At 34.1% G+C, this 16,471-nt stretch carries 14 protein-coding genes and 1 tRNA gene; 2 read left to right on the top strand and 13 right to left on the bottom strand.

Translation table 11 applies throughout. The features are described 5' to 3' along the window. Positions 1 to 102 precede the first annotated feature (102 nt). The gene (locus tag GX308_10030) at positions 103 to 663 is read left to right on the top strand and encodes a hemerythrin domain-containing protein (GenBank protein NLK22387.1); all 561 of its coding nucleotides are present in this window, start codon (positions 103 to 105) and stop codon (positions 661 to 663) included. Positions 664 to 754: 91 nt separating this feature from the next. After that, positions 755 to 1,345, top strand: a complete 591-nt coding sequence (locus GX308_10035; protein ID NLK22388.1) for a rubrerythrin family protein — start codon at positions 755 to 757, stop codon at positions 1,343 to 1,345. Between the two features lie 38 nt (positions 1,346 to 1,383). Here the strand turns inward: GX308_10035 and GX308_10040 are convergent, their stop codons facing one another. The 13 genes from GX308_10040 to GX308_10100 all read right to left on the bottom strand — a co-directional run bounded on the left by GX308_10040 (position 1,384) and on the right by GX308_10100 (position 16,358). Then, positions 1,384 to 4,899: a S8 family peptidase gene (locus GX308_10040; GenBank protein ID NLK22389.1), complete on the bottom strand. Its 3,516-nt coding sequence runs from the start codon at positions 4,897 to 4,899 to the stop codon at positions 1,384 to 1,386. A gap of 69 nt (positions 4,900 to 4,968) precedes the next feature. After that, complete coding sequence (locus tag GX308_10045; GenBank protein ID NLK22390.1) at positions 4,969 to 5,385, bottom strand: alpha/beta hydrolase; 417 nt, start codon at positions 5,383 to 5,385, stop codon at positions 4,969 to 4,971. A gap of 64 nt (positions 5,386 to 5,449) precedes the next feature. Beyond that, complete coding sequence (locus GX308_10050; GenBank protein NLK22391.1) at positions 5,450 to 5,803, bottom strand: alpha/beta hydrolase; 354 nt, start codon at positions 5,801 to 5,803, stop codon at positions 5,450 to 5,452. A 101-nt stretch (positions 5,804 to 5,904) separates the two neighbouring features. Further along, positions 5,905 to 6,630 carry a 3'-5' exonuclease gene (locus GX308_10055; GenBank protein ID NLK22392.1) on the bottom strand — a complete coding sequence of 242 codons (726 nt, stop codon included), beginning with the start codon at positions 6,628 to 6,630 and terminating at the stop codon, positions 5,905 to 5,907. 116 nt (positions 6,631 to 6,746) lie between these two features. Continuing rightward, the gene (metA, locus tag GX308_10060) at positions 6,747 to 7,661 is read right to left on the bottom strand and encodes a homoserine O-succinyltransferase (GenBank protein NLK22393.1); all 915 of its coding nucleotides are present in this window, start codon (positions 7,659 to 7,661) and stop codon (positions 6,747 to 6,749) included. Positions 7,662 to 7,768: 107 nt separating this feature from the next. Beyond that, positions 7,769 to 7,842: transfer RNA gene (locus tag GX308_10065), tRNA-Met, on the bottom strand. A 114-nt stretch (positions 7,843 to 7,956) separates the two neighbouring features. Continuing rightward, positions 7,957 to 11,487: an AAA family ATPase gene (locus GX308_10070; GenBank protein ID NLK22394.1), complete on the bottom strand. Its 3,531-nt coding sequence runs from the start codon at positions 11,485 to 11,487 to the stop codon at positions 7,957 to 7,959. Continuing rightward, entirely contained in the window at positions 11,468 to 12,694 is a 1,227-nt protein-coding gene (locus tag GX308_10075; protein ID NLK22395.1) for an exonuclease SbcCD subunit D, read from the bottom strand. Before GX308_10075 ends, GX308_10070 begins: the two co-directional genes overlap by 20 nt. Before the next feature lie 187 nt (positions 12,695 to 12,881). Next, complete coding sequence (locus GX308_10080; protein NLK22396.1) at positions 12,882 to 13,175, bottom strand: hypothetical protein; 294 nt, start codon at positions 13,173 to 13,175, stop codon at positions 12,882 to 12,884. A gap of 201 nt (positions 13,176 to 13,376) precedes the next feature. After that, on the bottom strand, positions 13,377 to 13,688 hold the full coding sequence (locus GX308_10085; GenBank protein NLK22397.1) for a hypothetical protein: 312 nt from the start codon (positions 13,686 to 13,688) through the stop codon (positions 13,377 to 13,379). Between the two features lie 143 nt (positions 13,689 to 13,831). Further along, on the bottom strand, positions 13,832 to 14,479 hold the full coding sequence (gene fsa / locus GX308_10090) for a fructose-6-phosphate aldolase (protein ID NLK22398.1): 648 nt from the start codon (positions 14,477 to 14,479) through the stop codon (positions 13,832 to 13,834). Positions 14,480 to 14,502: 23 nt separating this feature from the next. Beyond that, positions 14,503 to 15,192 carry an L-ribulose-5-phosphate 4-epimerase gene (gene araD, locus GX308_10095; GenBank protein NLK22399.1) on the bottom strand — a complete coding sequence of 230 codons (690 nt, stop codon included), beginning with the start codon at positions 15,190 to 15,192 and terminating at the stop codon, positions 14,503 to 14,505. Positions 15,193 to 15,269: 77 nt separating this feature from the next. Continuing rightward, the gene (locus GX308_10100; GenBank protein ID NLK22400.1) at positions 15,270 to 16,358 is read right to left on the bottom strand and encodes a GntR family transcriptional regulator; all 1,089 of its coding nucleotides are present in this window, start codon (positions 16,356 to 16,358) and stop codon (positions 15,270 to 15,272) included. Between the last annotated feature and the right edge of the window lie 113 nt (positions 16,359 to 16,471).

Below are 16,471 nucleotides of genomic sequence, written 5' to 3' on the forward strand. Positions count from 1 at the left end.
CACCTAAGGTGACAGAAAGTGTTTTTTGTGACTTAAATCATATAAATATGCCATACTATACTCTATAATCTAATAAAATATTATTACTTAGGAGGAATATATATGGATGCAATTACTTTACTTATGGTGGAACATAATAATATAAAAAGGGCATTGGCCGCTATAAGAAAGCTATGCATATCTATCTTAAACGGCAAGGAAGTGGATAGAGAGCTTTTTTATGGTATTATTGATTTTGTGAGAAATTATTCTGATAAACACCATCATAAAAAAGAAGAAGATATACTCTTTAAAAAGATGTCCCAAGAATTAGGAGAAAGAATTGCCAATGGTCCTATTTATGGAATGATAGCTGAACATGATTTAGGGAGATTATTTATGATGAACTTAGAAAATGCCTTAAAAGAGCTAGAAAAGGGTAATTCTGATGCTAAGGTTGATGTCATCGCTAATGCCATTGCTTATACAGACTTGCTTAATAGGCATATCTTCAAAGAAGATACTGCCATATACACCTTTGCCAAGAAACAGCTTTCAAAAGAAGGAATGGAGGAAGTAGAAGAAAAATGCGCTGAAGTAGAAGAAATTGCTAAGGAAGATAACATCCAAAATAAATATCTCAGTTTTCTAGAATACTTAGAGAAATCTTCAGAAAACTTATAACTTTTCTGTTCTGGATAATCATTATTATTTACTTTTTATTATTTTATGATATAATATAAATGTAAATAATTGATTGAGGGAGGATATGTAAATGAAATCATTAAAAGGAACAAAAACAGCAGAAAATTTACTTAAGTCTTTTGCAGGAGAATCCCAAGCTAGAAATCGTTATACATACTACGCATCCATAGCAAGAAAGGAAGGTTATGTCCAAACTTCTAACGTTTTTACAGAAACAGCAGATAATGAAAAAGAACATGCTAAAAGGTTTTTTAAATTCTTAAGTGCAGACAAAGAGCTAAATCAAACAGCGCTTGAAATCACTGCAGGTTTTCCTATAGCCCTTGGTAATACAAAAGAAAATCTCCTTGCGGCTGCTGAGGGAGAAAACGAAGAATGGGCCGATTTGTATCCTGCCTTCGCAGATACAGCTGATGAAGAAGGTTTTAAAGAAATAGCTGCGGTTTTTAGAAAAATAGCTGATGCAGAACAAAGCCATGAAATAAGATTTAAAAAATTAGCGGCTAATATCGAAAATGGTTCGGTTTTTAAAAAGAATGAATCCGTATTCTGGAAATGCAATAACTGCGGATATATCCATGAAGGTACAGAAGCTCCAAATCTTTGCCCAGCATGTGCTCATCCCCAAGCTCATTTCGAAGTATTTGTTGAAACATATTAAATAAAATAATACCCGGCACTGCAGTGCTGGGTATTATTTTATAAGTTCCTAATAAACTGAAATGTATTTAATAAATTTAGTTCTCCATACCCCCAGGATGTATCAGGGTATCTTCTTGATTCCCTCCTTGTTGCTCCTCTTATTAGATATGTTCTTACCTTTCTTGTTGTTAAGGTAGTATCATTTCCTTTTATAATTCCCCACTCTAAAAGAAGGGCTGCTGCCCCAGCAGCAATCGCCGCTGCAATGCTAGTTCCAGTCATTTGCCCATATCCACCCCCAGAAAGAGGCCCCCTTACATTAACTCCCGGGGCAACTAAATCTGGTTTCATTTCGTCATCTCTTGTTCGGCCTCTACCTGATGCACTGTATAAACTGTTATCTATAGGATTGTATGCTCCAACTGTTATTGTTCCCTTCCCACTTCCTGGAACAGTAACAGTAGTTTGCGGTACTGGTTTTAAAAAAACTGTATCTTTATCAATCCAGCCTTCTCTTGGAAGCCATACATTGTATCTTCCATCAACTATAAAATCTCCATGCAGGGTCACAATCCAGTTCCCCGGAGTAGGATCTTCGAATCGTATTCTAGTAAGTTGATCTCCTGTCCTTGGCTCTGGATATATATAATCTACTTTTACTCTGGTTTTTTCTAATATAAATCGTATTTCTTCTTCTTCCCCAAATCTCGCAGGAATCCTTTCAATAAATTCTCCTGTAGGAGATATCATAGAGATAGACATTTTGTCAGGGGCATTATTCCATATATATAAGATAAATCCCCTTTCTCCTTCTCCCACCTTTATTTCTATATCCTCTGTTTGGATGCCATCTAGGCTGCCACTCGTATGATGTAGTGTATTTGCTTCATTGCCTGCACTAGCAATCATTACAACGCCCCTTCTTCCACCTAATTCAGCCATATAAGTTTCTGTAAAAGAAGTACCATCATGCCCTCCTTCGTTACTCCCTATTCCCAAACTAATAACTACAGGCATATTCAAACTTCGTGCCGTCTCCACCACATATTTTAGTGCCATAATTACATCGGTACTTTGATATACTGTGGTTTTAGGAGCTCCTATTAAGTTGTAATCCCTAAGATATTCCTTGGCTGCCTTTAGTTTTACAACTAAAAGATTAGAATCAGGGGCAGCCCCTATAAACCCTTTATCGATTCTATCATATCCTGCTGATACCCCTGCTAAAAATGTTCCATGTCCCACTTCATCCCTATGGGGAACTATTTCCCCTGGATTTTTACTTTGTAATGCATTATTTATTTCCTCTTCAGTGAATTCCGTTCCATAGTCAAAACCTTGTGGTGGATTGCCTTCTAAGGATTGATCCCATATTCTTAAAATCCTAGTCGTATTGTCTTCATATAAAAATGCAGGATGAGCATAATCTATCCCTGAATCGATAACCCCGACTAATATCCCTTGGCCCCTTAACTCACCGTAGGGATAGTTATGAAACATAAGTATATCCGAAGCTTCCAAACTTCCATTGGCATAGTTCCCAAAAAGGAGAGGGATTGTGTACTGAACTATCTCCCTAGTTTCTTCAAAAAATTTTTCTTTTATGTCCCTAGGAATCTGTAAAATAGCATAATTTTCATTGATGATTTCCACATTGGCGGCACCATTTTGTAATGCTGCTTCAACTATATTTTCATTATACTCAACTATGAAATCTAGATATTCATCAGATATAATTGATTGTGGGTCCATGGCAGGAATATTCCCCTGCCTTAAATCTTCCATATTATTATCCAAGATTTGGCCTTTCATTCCTCTTATATCCCCCTGTCTTAACCCCTCAAATGAATTAGCCAAACATAAACTTCCATATCCCCAAGAAGGATTAGGATAATTTAAAAATGGCCATGTTCTCCTAGCACCCTTATATAAGTATGCCTTTAACCTCTCTCCATATAAAAATGGGTCATTTCCCTTAACTATGCCCCATTCCATAAGCAGAGCTGCGGCCCCACTCCCATGGGGGGCTGCCATACTAGTTCCACTTAGCAAATCATATCCGCCTCCAGGGATGGGTGCCATAATATTAATCCCCGGAGCCACCAGTTCTGGTTTAACAAATCTACTTCTTCTCGTATAACCCCTTCCAGAAAAGGGAGCAATTTGATTAGTTGTTCCATTATATGCTCCAACACTTATCATCCGTTCTGCTGTTGAGGGTATTGTTAGGGTATGTTCTAGTTTAGGCTCCACAAATGCAGTTTGTCTACCTATTTCCTCCGTAATAGGAAGCCAAATGCTATATATTCCCTCAACAATACTAACCCCATACAAATTAAGCTGCCAAATACCATTGTCTATAAACTGATTTACAGAAATAAGGGCAATAAATATTTCCTCATCTCCATTTAAAGGAGAAGGTCCCCCAAAATAAGCCATAACTTCTGTACTTCCTATAATAATTCTTTGAACTCCTGCTTTAGGTGAAATTTTATTGGTACTTTCTCCATTGGGTGCTGTTACAGAAAATTCCATAGTATCTGCAAAAGACTTCCATAGGGTCAAAGTAAGACTTGTAAGCCCTTCATCGGCAATAAATTGTATGTTTTTTTCTTCACCTTCTTCTAATAATCCTCCCGTATGGTGACCCGTATCTCCTTCATTTCCTGTTGCCACAACAATGGCACTCTTCCACCTATTTGCCATTTCATCCATATAAGTTTCTACTATTGAGTTACCGTCATGGGGCCCCTCATTGGTTCCAAAACTTATATTAATTGCTATGGGCCTTGCCAGTTCCTCTGCTTTTTCTACTATATATTTAATAGCTCTCATAAGTTCGGTAGTTCTAGGAAAAGACTGAGTCCCTCTTCTTCCTAGCTTTACTATAATGAATTCTGACTCCGGAGCTACCCCCATATATTTTCCATTACTACCTCTCCCATTTCCTCCTGCTATACCTGCTACATGGGTTCCGTGGCCAATCTCATCCTTATGGGGCACCCTAGCTATCCTTTCCATTAAGGTGGAAAGGCTTAGAGCCTCATCGATATCCTTCCTCGTAAACTCAATTCCCCCGCTAAATCCCTGTGGCGGTTCCCCATTTAAGGTTTGATCCCATATATATAAAATACGGCTTTTTCCATCCCCGTTTATAAAATCAGGATGGGCATAATCTATGCCGGAATCAATAATTCCTAGAAGTACCCCTTGTCCTCTTAGATCATTCGGTGGCCTTTGTACGGCTGTAATGCAACTTTCCCTAAGGCTATTATTAAGGTTAATCCCTAATCTTTTAGGTCTTTCAATGTATTCAACCTGGCTATAATCCGATAACTTTGGGATTTTACTTTCCTCTAAGGTTAAAATTCCATATCCTTGGGTTAATATTTCTACTCCTGCCTCTAATTGTCTCCCTACTTCACTTAAATCTCCATGGTATTTTACTATTACCTCCCAAGTATTAGATTCTGCATTAAACCCAGTATTAAAATCCTGTGCCTTTACTCTTTCTTCTTCATCCATATTTAGTAACAACTCTAATCCATTATCTATTTTATTATCAGAAGGCATAACTCACCCCCAAAAAAATATAGAGAACTATGCAAAAGCATACCTCTCTATATATCTATGCGCTCCTATTTAATTAATTCTTTTTTCTAACCAACATAATATATCGGACATTATTTCTTCTTTTTCTGGTTCATGAACCAGCTCATGGTAACAATTTTCATAGAATTTTAATGTCTTATCCTCCGATTGAATCCTGTGGTATACTTCTGTGGTTCTCTCATAAGGGATTACCTTATCACACTTTCCATGAAGGAAAAGACAAGGTAAATCGTAATGTTCTGCATTTTCCTGAGCCCAACTAATTCCTTTGTATAAAAATTCTCTTATTAGACCAATTGTAGAATATCTAAGGTCATAAAAGTCTTTTTTAAACTCCTTTGAGTATTGTATATTTCTAGTGGCTCTCCTTCTGCCTATCCTGTATATTCTTCCCTTTGGTATAGTCTTTCCTAATACATTGCATAACTTTAACGATGCCCCGTACAACCCCCAGGGAGCCCCCAAGGCAGGGCCCGAAAAATTTGTCCCCTAAGTTCTACCTCAGGATATATCAGTCCATATATGAAGGTAATAAGTCCCCCATACTGTGGCCAAAAGTAAAGATTTTACTATTAGGATGATTTCTTTTTACTATTAAAAACAATCGGTTAAAATCAACAGTAAACTTGAAAAAAGATTCTATATGACCTCTTGTCCCCTCGGACCTTCCATGACTTCTATTATCTATTAAGTATACTCCGTAGCCATTTTTAATCAGTAACTCGGAAAGTTCCAAGTAATGGCCTGAGTGTTCACCATAGCCATGACTAATAATTATAATAGCCTTAGGATTATAAGGTACATCTTTCCTGTAAAAGATACGAAGTCCATCTGAACTTCTAAAATATTTATGAATCAAATTCATAAAATTATCTCCTTTATTTGTAAGATGAATCCTGCTTTTGGATTATATTACTATTAAAATAGTGTGTAAATATTAATACAGTGAAATTTCTACCCTAGAATTTATATGAATCTACATCTATATTGCGTTAGGATATTATCTATCATTCTGCTGGCTTCTGACTTTGTCAGACCTTCAATATCTTTGTCTATTTCTATCTTATGGGTTTTAATCAAGCTTATGAGGTATCTTTTCTGTCTTTCTGTAATCATATCCTGTTTTGGTGGATTCCATACCATATCCCTTGCTTTAAATAATGACTCATCTATGTGGAAAAAGTCTCTTTTTAGGCATTTAAACAATTGGAAAGTAGCTTCTGCATCGTGTATCGCCCGATGGGCATTGGTTAAATCTATCCCATAATATTGACAAAGAGGCGCTAAACTCCTACTAGGAAGATGTTTTAGAAATCTTCTGGCTATTGCTAAGGTATCTATAGCTTTTTTTGAAAAGCCATAACCTTCCTTTATACTTTTTGCTTTTATGAATCTGTAATCAAAAGAAACATTATGGCCTAAGACATAATCCCCATCACAAAAGTCTAGGAAGCTTGGCAATGCTTCTTCTATGGTCAATCCATCCTTTACCATATCGTTGGTAATCCCCGTAATCTCTGTAATAAAAGAAGGGATAGATTCCTTAGGATTAAGCATTTGGTGATATTTATCCACTGCTTTTCCGTTTTCAATTTTAATTGCACCTATCTCAATAATGGAATCCAAGACAGGGTTGCATCCTGTAGTTTCTAAGTCAAATACTACCACATTTTTCATATAATCATTAATCATTATAACATCCTTCTAAACTTTTATTTTCAATGCAAACAAGCTTATATAATCATACCATTTTATTTAATGAATATAAATAATATCTATTAAAAATGCCACCCCATGGGGCAGCACTTTTAAAGATTCTCAAGATTATACGGGGTTTCTTGGTATACATAATAATTCAACCAATTAGAAAAAAGTAAATTGGCATGGCTCCTCCATAAAACTATGGGTTCCTTTGAAATATCATTCTTTGGGAAATAATTCTTAGGAATTTGTATGTCTAGGCCTTTTGATAAATCTCTTTCGTATTCCAACTTTAAAGTATTGGCATCATATTCTGAATGTCCTGTAACAAAGATTTGTTTCCCATCTTTAGAAGCAACGATATAAACCCCAGATTCCTCGGATAAGGCTAGAATTTCCAAATCCTCTACCTTTTCAATATCTTCCTTTTTTACTCCCGTATGCCTTGATTGGGGTACATGGAAAATATCATCAAAACCTTGGATAAGTTTTATATTTTTTTTCAAGGTTTGATGAGGAAATATCCCAAACATTTTTTGTGGTAAGGGATACTTAGGAATCCCATAGTGATAATATAATCCCGCTTGGGCTCCCCAGCAAATATGAAAGGTAGAAGTTACATGTTTTTTGGTCCACTCCATAATCTGTTTTAATTCTTCCCAATAGGTAACGTCTTCGAAGGAAAGGTTTTCTATAGGAGCCCCTGTAATAATCATCCCATCAAATTTTTTATTCTTTATCTCATCAAATGTATTATAAAAAGAAACCAAGTATTCCTCAGGAGTATTTTTGGGTATATGACTCTTGGGATGTAATAGGGAAACTTCTACCTGCAATGGGGTGTTTCCCAAAAGTCTTAATAATTGTGTTTCTGTTACTTGCTTTAGTGGCATTAAGTTTAAAATGACAATCTTAAGTTCCCTTATATCTTGTTTAAGAGCTCTATTTTCATCCATAATAAAGATATTTTCATTGGTCAGAATCTGCTTGGCAGGAAGATTATTAGGTATTTTAATCGGCATCTTTTTCCTCTTTTCTACCGTCATTTCGTAATATATATTATATATAAACCTTTGGTCAAATGCAATGTAAAAAACCTCTAAATCCCTTGGATTTAAAGGTTTTAAAATTGCGGAGGCAGGATTTGAACCTACGACCTTCGGGTTATGAGCCCGACGAGCTACCAGACTGCTCCACTCCGCGTCATTTAAAATTCTGCTGACAAAATTCATTTTAGCATACTAGTAATATTATGTCAAGTGTTCTTTTCAAAAAAATGTAAGCCTTAAAGAAAAGGGCAGGTGTGAAAACCTGCCCCTATAGATATTCAATTTTTACTTTACTTCCGCTTAACCCCTGCCGTGCCGGTTCTACAATTAACTTAATGGGTATTCTTGACTTTAGTTCTTCCACATGACTTATGATACCAACACAAAGCTGTTGAGAGTGTAGTTTTTCTAAGGCACCCATTACTATATCCAAAAGATTATTATCCAGCGTACCAAAACCCTCATCTAAGAAAAAGAATTCTAAAGGGGAGGTATTATTTAGCTGTATTTGGGATGAAAGGGCTAGAGCCAGGGATAAAGAAGTAAGGAAGGTTTCCCCCCCAGATAGAGTAGTGGCAGAACGCCTTATGCCTCCATTAAAATCATCCCTCATTATAAAATTACCATCCCCATCTAACTCTAGGGCATACCTACCTCTAGTAATCTCTTTTAAAGTTTTGGATGCCTCTTTGGCAATATATCTTAGTCTATTATAGGCTGCAAATTCTACAAACTTATTCCCCTGTACCAATCTGTATAAATCCTCTAAAAGGCTAAATGTTCTATCCAGTACTGCCTTTTTATCATTTAACTCCACTATTGATTCTAGATTCTGTTTCATAATGTTTAATTTCTCATGGATTACAGCAATATACTTGCTCCTTCTTTCTAAATCAGAAACCTTTTCTCTTTTTTCCACCTTTAAATCTTCCCAAGCCTCTTTTGATATTACGTCTTCTTTTAGCTTTGATTGAATCCTAAAGAGATTATTTTTTATTTCGTCCAGGGCCTTTTCATATTCACTTATCTCTTCCTTTAGAGCTTCCCTTTCCATTTGGGGTAGCCAATGACTATATACCTCATCACAGTCTAAAAGTTTATATTCCTTAAGTAATAAAGTTATTTTATTTTCTTGTTCTTGTTTAAGTTGATTTAAGGTTTGATTATAGGCTTTTAGCTTAATGACCTCCTCCTCTACGCCTTGTATTTCCTTTTTTATTTTTTCAAAGGAGTGGCGCAAGGTTTCTTCTTCTTTTAATATACCTTTAATTTTATTTCTTATCTCTTCCCTATGGCTGTACGGCTCCTTCTTCCCTGATAAATTTATTATCTGTTCATCCCATTTTTCTATCATAGTTGTTTTTTCTATTCCACTTTGTTTTGTTTTTTCGTTTTCCTTAGTGAGTTCCGATATTAATTTGGTAAGTTCATCTTTTTTAATTATTTTGATCTTTATATTTTCCCTTAGCTCCTTTTCTTCTTTTTCTAAGGCAGCTTTTAGTTTATCCCATTCTTTTATTTCATTTATTCTATCTTCTATCTTATTAAGGTTGTATTTGTTTTTTATCTTATTATAATGGGATAATACTTCCTCTAGCTTTACCGCGGTTTTTTGCCACTTCTCTTTAAGTTCCTTGTAATTATCTTTATCATTATTTAGTCTTTCCTTTAGACGGGCTTCTTCTTTTTCTATATTATTAACTTTTTCTTTAGAAATCGATAGGTTTGATTCATTTTCCAAAATACTACTTTCCCATTTTTTAATAGTTTCTTGAAGCAATTTTAGAGATTCTTCCTCTTTTATTAAAATACTTTTTAGGGTATCGATGTTTTTATCCTCTATAATCACATTGATTCTATCTATTTCCGCTTGAGTTTGCAGAACTTCTTTTTTCATCTGCGTATGCTCTAAGGATATTTTATGATATGACGTTTCTATTTCCCTAAGACTATTTTCTAATTTTTTTTCTTCAATCACCATATTATTATATTTTTCTTCATCTAACTCAAATTCCATGGGAATATGGTTCGTCGAACCACATACAGGGCAGCTTTGCCCCTCTTTAAGTTCCCTTGCTAAGATTGCAGCCATGTTTTTTCTTTTTATACCTTCTAACATATCTTTTAATTTTTCTTGTTTTTTCTTTATCTCTCCTAATTCAGCAAACAACTTCTCCTTAAGTCCTTCCCCCTCCTTTACTATAATAAAAGTATCCTTAAGCCTATCTTCTTTTATTGTTTTTTGTCTTATATTTTCATCTAGGTCTCTTATATTAGTTTTTAATTCTTCCAAATACTTATGCTTGCTCAAAATATCATCGTTGCTTCCGGGGCAGTTTTTTCTTAAATTTATTAATCCCTCATTAAGTTTTTGTAAAATGACACTTTCTTCTTCCTTTTCTTTAGATAAGGCATTATATTTCTTTGTTGATTCTAAAATTTGCGAATGGATTTTTTCTAACTTTTCTTCTGTTTCATTATTTTCTTTTTCTAAATTAAAATATTCCCTCTCTAATTCATATCCTTTTTGTATTTCTTCTCTTATATGGGGTTCAATATGTATTTTTTGTTTTGCCCTTTCTATCTCATTGGCTCTTTTTTCTAAGTTCTCGATTTTATTTTTAAGCTCATTTTCTTTGGCTTCATCTTCTTCTATTTCCTTTTTGTTTTCTTTATATACTTCTCTTAGGTTGTCCCTTTCTTTTTTCATAGAAATCTTATCTTCTAACATTTTTAACGCTTGATTAAGATTGGTTTCTTTTTGAAGAAGAATTGGGTGGTTTATATTTTTATTGTTTAAAGCTTCTAAATACTCAGCCTCAATCCTTTCTTTTTCTTTTATAATGTTTTGTAGTGTATCATTTAATGTTTTAAGTGTATTTTCGTTTTCTGATTTTTTCTTCTCAATTTCCCTTAATTCTTCGATTTGGGGCTTGATTATTTCTGCATCTTTTGCCCTGCTTAAGATTTGTTTTTTCTTATTGTATTCATCTTTTTTCCCATTGAGATCTTTTTGTTTGTTTTGGTATATTTCTAGTTCTTGTTGAAGCTCCCATATTCCCTGATATTTTTCATATTTCTTATTAATGATTTCTAATTCACTTTTTAATCTTTCCTCTTCTAGCACAAGTATCTCATAATTTTTCTTTTGTTCTTCATATTCCTCTTTCGTCAAATTACCATATACCTTCAATTGTGATTCTATGTCTAATATCTCCATGCTCTTTTTATTTTTTATAATTTTGATTTTTTCCGTTAAACCTTTTCCATATCTTTTTAACCCAAAAATTCTTTCTAGCATATTACGCCTATCGGCCCCTGTTAATTTTAAAAATTCATTAAATTTTCCCTGAGGCAGTACAACAGAACGGGTAAAATCCTCTGCGCCTAACCCTAGAATTTCATTAATTTTTTGGGTTACATTGTTTATTCCTTCTGCAATAATATCTATGTTTTCTCTATCTATTAATAAAAGTCTTGCACTCCTTGATTTTCTTATGCCCTCTTCCGTCTTTTTAAAATTTCTTTCTACTATATAGATATTAATATTTTCTCCATCTTTAATAGAAAATTCATAAGAAACATTAAGGGTATCTACTTCTGTATTTACAAATTCCTTTGTATTTCTTGGGATTTCACCATATAAAGCTAAGGTTATAGCATCTAATATTGTAGATTTACCACTACCTGTAGGTCCAAAAATCCCGAATAAACCTCTTCCGGTAAGTTTGCAAAAGTCTATTTCCTGTTCTTCTATAAAACTATTTAAACCTTTTATCTTAAGCATCCTGGGCTTCATCTTTTTCCTCCTCCTCATTTATTATGGAAAGAAAGAGCTCCATCATTTCTGCAGAGGGCTGAACTTGTTTTTGGTGGATATAAAATTCCTTAAATAATTCATCTACCTTCTTTTCTTTTATGCTTTTTAATTCTTTTTCCTCTTTTTCCGACTCATAAAATAGTGGAAGAATCTCAACTATATCTTCCTTTGTTTTTTTCATTTCCTTTATTTCAGATTGGAGAAGTATTCTATCCGTTTTGATTTCTAAATACACCCATACGTTTCTTTTGCTATTTTCTTCACATTTTTTAATTGCTTCCTCAATGCTTTCACATCGCCAAACTTCTATGGGCTTATAGTTTTTAAGATATACTTCTTGAATATTTGCTTTTTCACCGACACAGACATCAACTATGTAAAGACTCTTTGAATAAGAAATTTCGCTTTTACTATACTGTAAAGGAGAACCCGAATAACGGGCCTCTACCTCTGTTCCTTTTACTTTTTGGGGTCTATGAAGATGTCCTAGGGCTACATATTGGGCCTTTCGCGGAAGTACACTAGGATCTATTGCTAAACTTCCCCCTAATTGGATGGGACGTTCTGAATCTGTACTCTCGCCGCCTGATATAAAAAAATGCCCTGCCGCAATATTTATTGTATCTTTTCTATATTTAGATGAAAGGTTGTCAAATAATACAGCCATTCTTTCTGAATAACTTCTTTGCATTTCTTCTTCATCCATACTAATACTTATAAGTTCATTTAGTCTCTTTTCACTAGGGTAAGGTATCGTAATAATAACTACTTTTTCCTTGTCTTTTTCAATCTCTACATATCCTTCTCCTGCATCGGTAATTTTATAATAAGGATACTCTCCAACCCTAGCTATACTCTTAGGGGTGCCAAGAAGTATTATCCCCTGCTCATAGGCAAGGGGTCCGGCAGCAGATAATCTTTCTGGATGATCATGATTACCTGCAATAACCAAAACCGGCCTTTTTCCTCCCTTAGATATTTTTTTGAGGGCAAAATAAAAAAGTTTCTCTGCTCTAGCAGGAGGATTGCCGGTATCATATATATCTCCTGATATAATTATCATATCTACATTTTCCCTATCTACTATTTCAATGAGTTCCTCTATAAATAATTCCTGCTCCTCCAGCCTGCTGCACCCTTCTAAGTTTTTTCCTAGATGCCAATCGGAAGTATGAAGTATTCTCATATAATCATCTCCTAGTTACTATTATAGGCTTTCAAGCCATAAAATCTAATCGAACTTACCATAAATTTTATCATATTTTAGTCATTAATTCCAAGCAGTATCCATATGATTTCACACAAGCCCTATTACAATTAATTAGATTAAAAAAACAAGAGAGCTGCTTCATTAAGCGCCCTCCTACTTTTAGTTATATTAAGTTAATAATTTGGTTACTTCCACCCTCATATTTTATTATAATAATATGTTCTTGTTTATTATACTCTACACTCCCCGAGCCTATTTTAATTTTATTTTCTGCAAAAAGGCCGTAAAAAATATCATCGGCGAGGGTTTTAGCACATTCTACCTTTTCTTCCTTAGTTAAAGCTTCAAACTCTATAAAGCCCATATCAAAAAAATTATAAAAGCCCTCTATTTTATAAATGGCCTCCCCTAGCTCATTGCTTATATCTTCATATTCTCTGTTGAACTTAATTCCCATTATATCAATCCTTTTTGTTTTATTTGTTATTTTACTATAATTTTTAATACATCACAACTAAACCTTATTTCTAATCTACAGATATTGCTAGTTTCTAATTATATAGATTTTAAAATGATAAATATTGAGGGTCTTATTATGTCTATAGCACTTTATATAGTATATTTTTGAAAATAAAAAAACGAGATTTCATCTCGTCTTTTATCGTGTGTTTAGATAGCTAGAAAGTATCTCCTTCATTTTATGGGGACGTTCGTTGGTTTCGATTACTATACTATCCCCTAGTACATTTACCTTAAAATTATTAAATCCATTATTCTCAAGATAACCATTTATATCTTCTGGGTCATCTGTCTGGGTCAATAATACTTTTTCTCCTATTTTATCATCATTTACAAAAACTTCATAGGTATCATTTGATACCTTGGTGCCATTGTCTTCGTAGGGAACCGGTATTGCAACCGTAGCCCTTACATTATCCGTAGTTGATATTACAGGGAATATTTCTGCCATGCTCTTCCTCCTTTAAGTACATAAGGATAGTTAGTTATAAATTTGCCAGTTAAATCAAGTTCCTTAGCAAATTCTTTTAATATAGATTCGTAATGGAAATCTATAAATATAGTATGGCATAATAGATATAAAATAATTCGTTGCTATTTTTTAGGTACACCTTCCCAATCTTTTAAGAAACGCTCAACACCCAAATCGGTTAATGGATGTTTTGTCATTTGTTCAATAACGTTATAAGGGATAGTTGCAATATGTGCGCCTATTCTTGCTGCTTGAATTACATGAATTGGGTTTCTGATGCTTGCTGCAATGATTTCTGTGTGAATATCATGAATGCTAAATATTTCTACTATCTCTTCTATTAAATTCATACCTTCATTACCGATATCATCTAATCTCCCTAAAAATGGGCTTACATAAGTTGCCCCTGCTCTTGCTGCAAGCAAAGCCTGGGTTGCCGAAAAAATAAGAGTAACATTGGTTTTAATGTTTTCTTCAGTAAGAATCTTAACAGCTTTTAATCCTTCTATAGTCATAGGAATTTTGATAATAATGTTTTTATGAATCTTTACTAATTCTCTTGCTTCCTTTATCATTTCATCTGCTTTTAAACTTATAACCTCTGCACTAATAGGACCATCAACAATCGTTGTTATTTCTTTTACAACTTCAACAAAATCCCTACCTTCTTTTGCAATTAAAGAAGGGTTTGTTGTCACCCCACAGATAACTCCCATATCATTGGCTTTTTTGATATCTTCTACATTTGCGGTATCAATAAATATTTTCATCTCAATTCTCCTTATCTTATAAATTAATTTTGCCCATAGTAGGCATTTTTACCATGCTTACGTAAAAAATGCTTATCCAATAAAACTTGATCCATATTTCCTTTATCAGGGGAAATCACCATGCTATGATATGTCATTTTTGCAACTTCTTCCATAACCACAGAATTATGAACAGCATTCATAGAATCTGTTCCCCATGTAAAAGGCCCATGGCTATGAACCAACACTCCTGGTATCTCCATAGGATTCATGTTTTTAAATGTTTCTACTATTACGTTGCCTGTTTCTTTTTCGTATGCACCTTCTATTTCTTTTGATGTCATTTTTCTTGTACAGGGAATCTCACCATAAAAATAGTCTCCATGGGTAGTGCCCATAGGCGGAATGCCTCTTCCTGCCTGTGCCCATGCCGTTGCCCAAGAAGAATGAGTATGAACTACCCCGCCAATTTCTTTAAATTTATTGTATAATACTAAATGGGTAGCTGTATCAGAGGATGGATTAAGGTTTCCTTCTATAATCTTTCCTTCCAAGTCCAGTACAATCAACTTGGCTTCTGTCAGTTCATCATATTGTATCCCGCTGGGCTTAATAACTACTAAACCTTTTTCCCTATCAATTCCGCTTACATTCCCCCAAGTAAAAATAACAAGCCCATACCTTACCAAGGCTAAATTAGCTTCTAATACGGATTTTTTTAAAGCCTCTAACATATTATCACCTTCTTAGTAGGTTTTATTATCTTTGTGTATTACAGCCCCATTATACTTGTACGCACAAGTATTGTCAATTATATTTGTTTAACCGAATTCCTTATCATTAACTTAGGTTCAATCCTATCTTGCATGATATTCTGATTACCTTTTAACTGGGATATGAGGTTGGACGCTGCCTTTCTCCCTAATACTTCTTTTGGATGCGCTACAGTTGTCAATTTTATTTCGCCTTGCTGTGCCAGTTCAGAATTATCAAAACCTACTATGGAGTAATCCTTAGGAACATCTAGTCCCTGGCTTTTAAATAGCTTAATTATTTCCATAGCAATCAAATCATTATAGCAAATAATCCCCGTATATTTTTTTTCTTTATTTATAGATTGATTAAAGTACCTATAATCTGAGAATAATATATCCCTATCTTGGGATGAATACCATATCACAGCATCTTCATTTATATCTATATCTCTTTCTCTATGTGCCCTAACAAATCCTTGGAAACGGGCATGTCCCTGCATATCATCGCTTTTAAAGATACCTACAATATTTCTATGTCCCTTATCCATCAAATGTTTTGTTGCTAGATATCCGCCTAGGATATCGTCCTCTATTACATAAGATGAATTAATCTGATTATAATAAGCATGTATAAATACAATAGGAATATTTTTGGCTTTAAACTTTTTATAAATATCTAAATTAGGATTTGGCAAAATGCTTTTTGTAGGTTCTATAATAAGTCCCTCTAAGTCATTGCTCAACATATTAAGGAGGCAGTCTCTTTCCTTTTGAAACTCATTGTTAGTATGCCCAAGTAAAATAGTATAACCTTCTTTACTAAGTATTTCATCAATTCCATAAATGATACTAGGGAAAATATAGTCTTTTAGATATGTGGTCACGACTCCTATTAATTTTGTCTTCTTCTTTTTCATTCCATCGGTACTGGCAACAAAGGTGCCTTTGCCTTGTATCTGATAAAGCCATCCTTCATTAATAAGTTCTCCTATGGCTTTCCTGACAGTATGCCGGCTTATTTGAAATTTATTAGCCAGTTCATGTTCTGAAAATAGTTTATCACCGTTTTTAAGTTCTCCATCTGCTATATATTTTTTAATAAATTCTTTGACTTTTATATATTTAGGTTCACCATTTAGATTCATAATCCACCTCTTCACATTGTATGCACAAGATGATTGTATCACATATTTATATCCTTGTGAATATCTTATACATTCTTCATGAATTACCTAAAACTATATTGAAAAATAGACAA

Origin of the sequence: Candidatus Epulonipiscium sp. (genome assembly GCA_012519205.1) — a bacterium.
Lineage (GTDB): Bacteria > Bacillota > Clostridia > Lachnospirales > Defluviitaleaceae > JAAYQR01.

What these genes read in the sequence shown, in the direction of transcription:
- fsa (NLK22398.1), bottom strand. Translation starts at nt 14,479, where the DNA reads ATGAAAATATTTATTGATACCGCAAATGTAGAAGATATCAAAAAAGCC.
- araD (NLK22399.1), bottom strand. Translation starts at nt 15,192, where the DNA reads ATGTTAGAGGCTTTAAAAAAATCCGTATTAGAAGCTAATTTAGCCTTG.
- GX308_10085 (NLK22397.1), bottom strand. Translation starts at nt 13,688, where the DNA reads ATGGCAGAAATATTCCCTGTAATATCAACTACGGATAATGTAAGGGCT.
- GX308_10035 (NLK22388.1), top strand. Translation starts at nt 755, where the DNA reads ATGAAATCATTAAAAGGAACAAAAACAGCAGAAAATTTACTTAAGTCT.
- GX308_10080 (NLK22396.1), bottom strand. Translation starts at nt 13,175, where the DNA reads ATGGGAATTAAGTTCAACAGAGAATATGAAGATATAAGCAATGAGCTA.
- GX308_10030 (NLK22387.1), top strand. Translation starts at nt 103, where the DNA reads ATGGATGCAATTACTTTACTTATGGTGGAACATAATAATATAAAAAGG.
- GX308_10055 (NLK22392.1), bottom strand. Translation starts at nt 6,630, where the DNA reads ATGATTAATGATTATATGAAAAATGTGGTAGTATTTGACTTAGAAACT.
- GX308_10075 (NLK22395.1), bottom strand. Translation starts at nt 12,694, where the DNA reads ATGAGAATACTTCATACTTCCGATTGGCATCTAGGAAAAAACTTAGAA.
- GX308_10050 (NLK22391.1), bottom strand. Translation starts at nt 5,803, where the DNA reads ATGAATTTGATTCATAAATATTTTAGAAGTTCAGATGGACTTCGTATC.
- GX308_10100 (NLK22400.1), bottom strand. Translation starts at nt 16,358, where the DNA reads ATGAATCTAAATGGTGAACCTAAATATATAAAAGTCAAAGAATTTATT.
- metA (NLK22393.1), bottom strand. Translation starts at nt 7,661, where the DNA reads ATGCCGATTAAAATACCTAATAATCTTCCTGCCAAGCAGATTCTGACC.
- GX308_10040 (NLK22389.1), bottom strand. Translation starts at nt 4,899, where the DNA reads ATGCCTTCTGATAATAAAATAGATAATGGATTAGAGTTGTTACTAAAT.
- GX308_10070 (NLK22394.1), bottom strand. Translation starts at nt 11,487, where the DNA reads ATGAAGCCCAGGATGCTTAAGATAAAAGGTTTAAATAGTTTTATAGAA.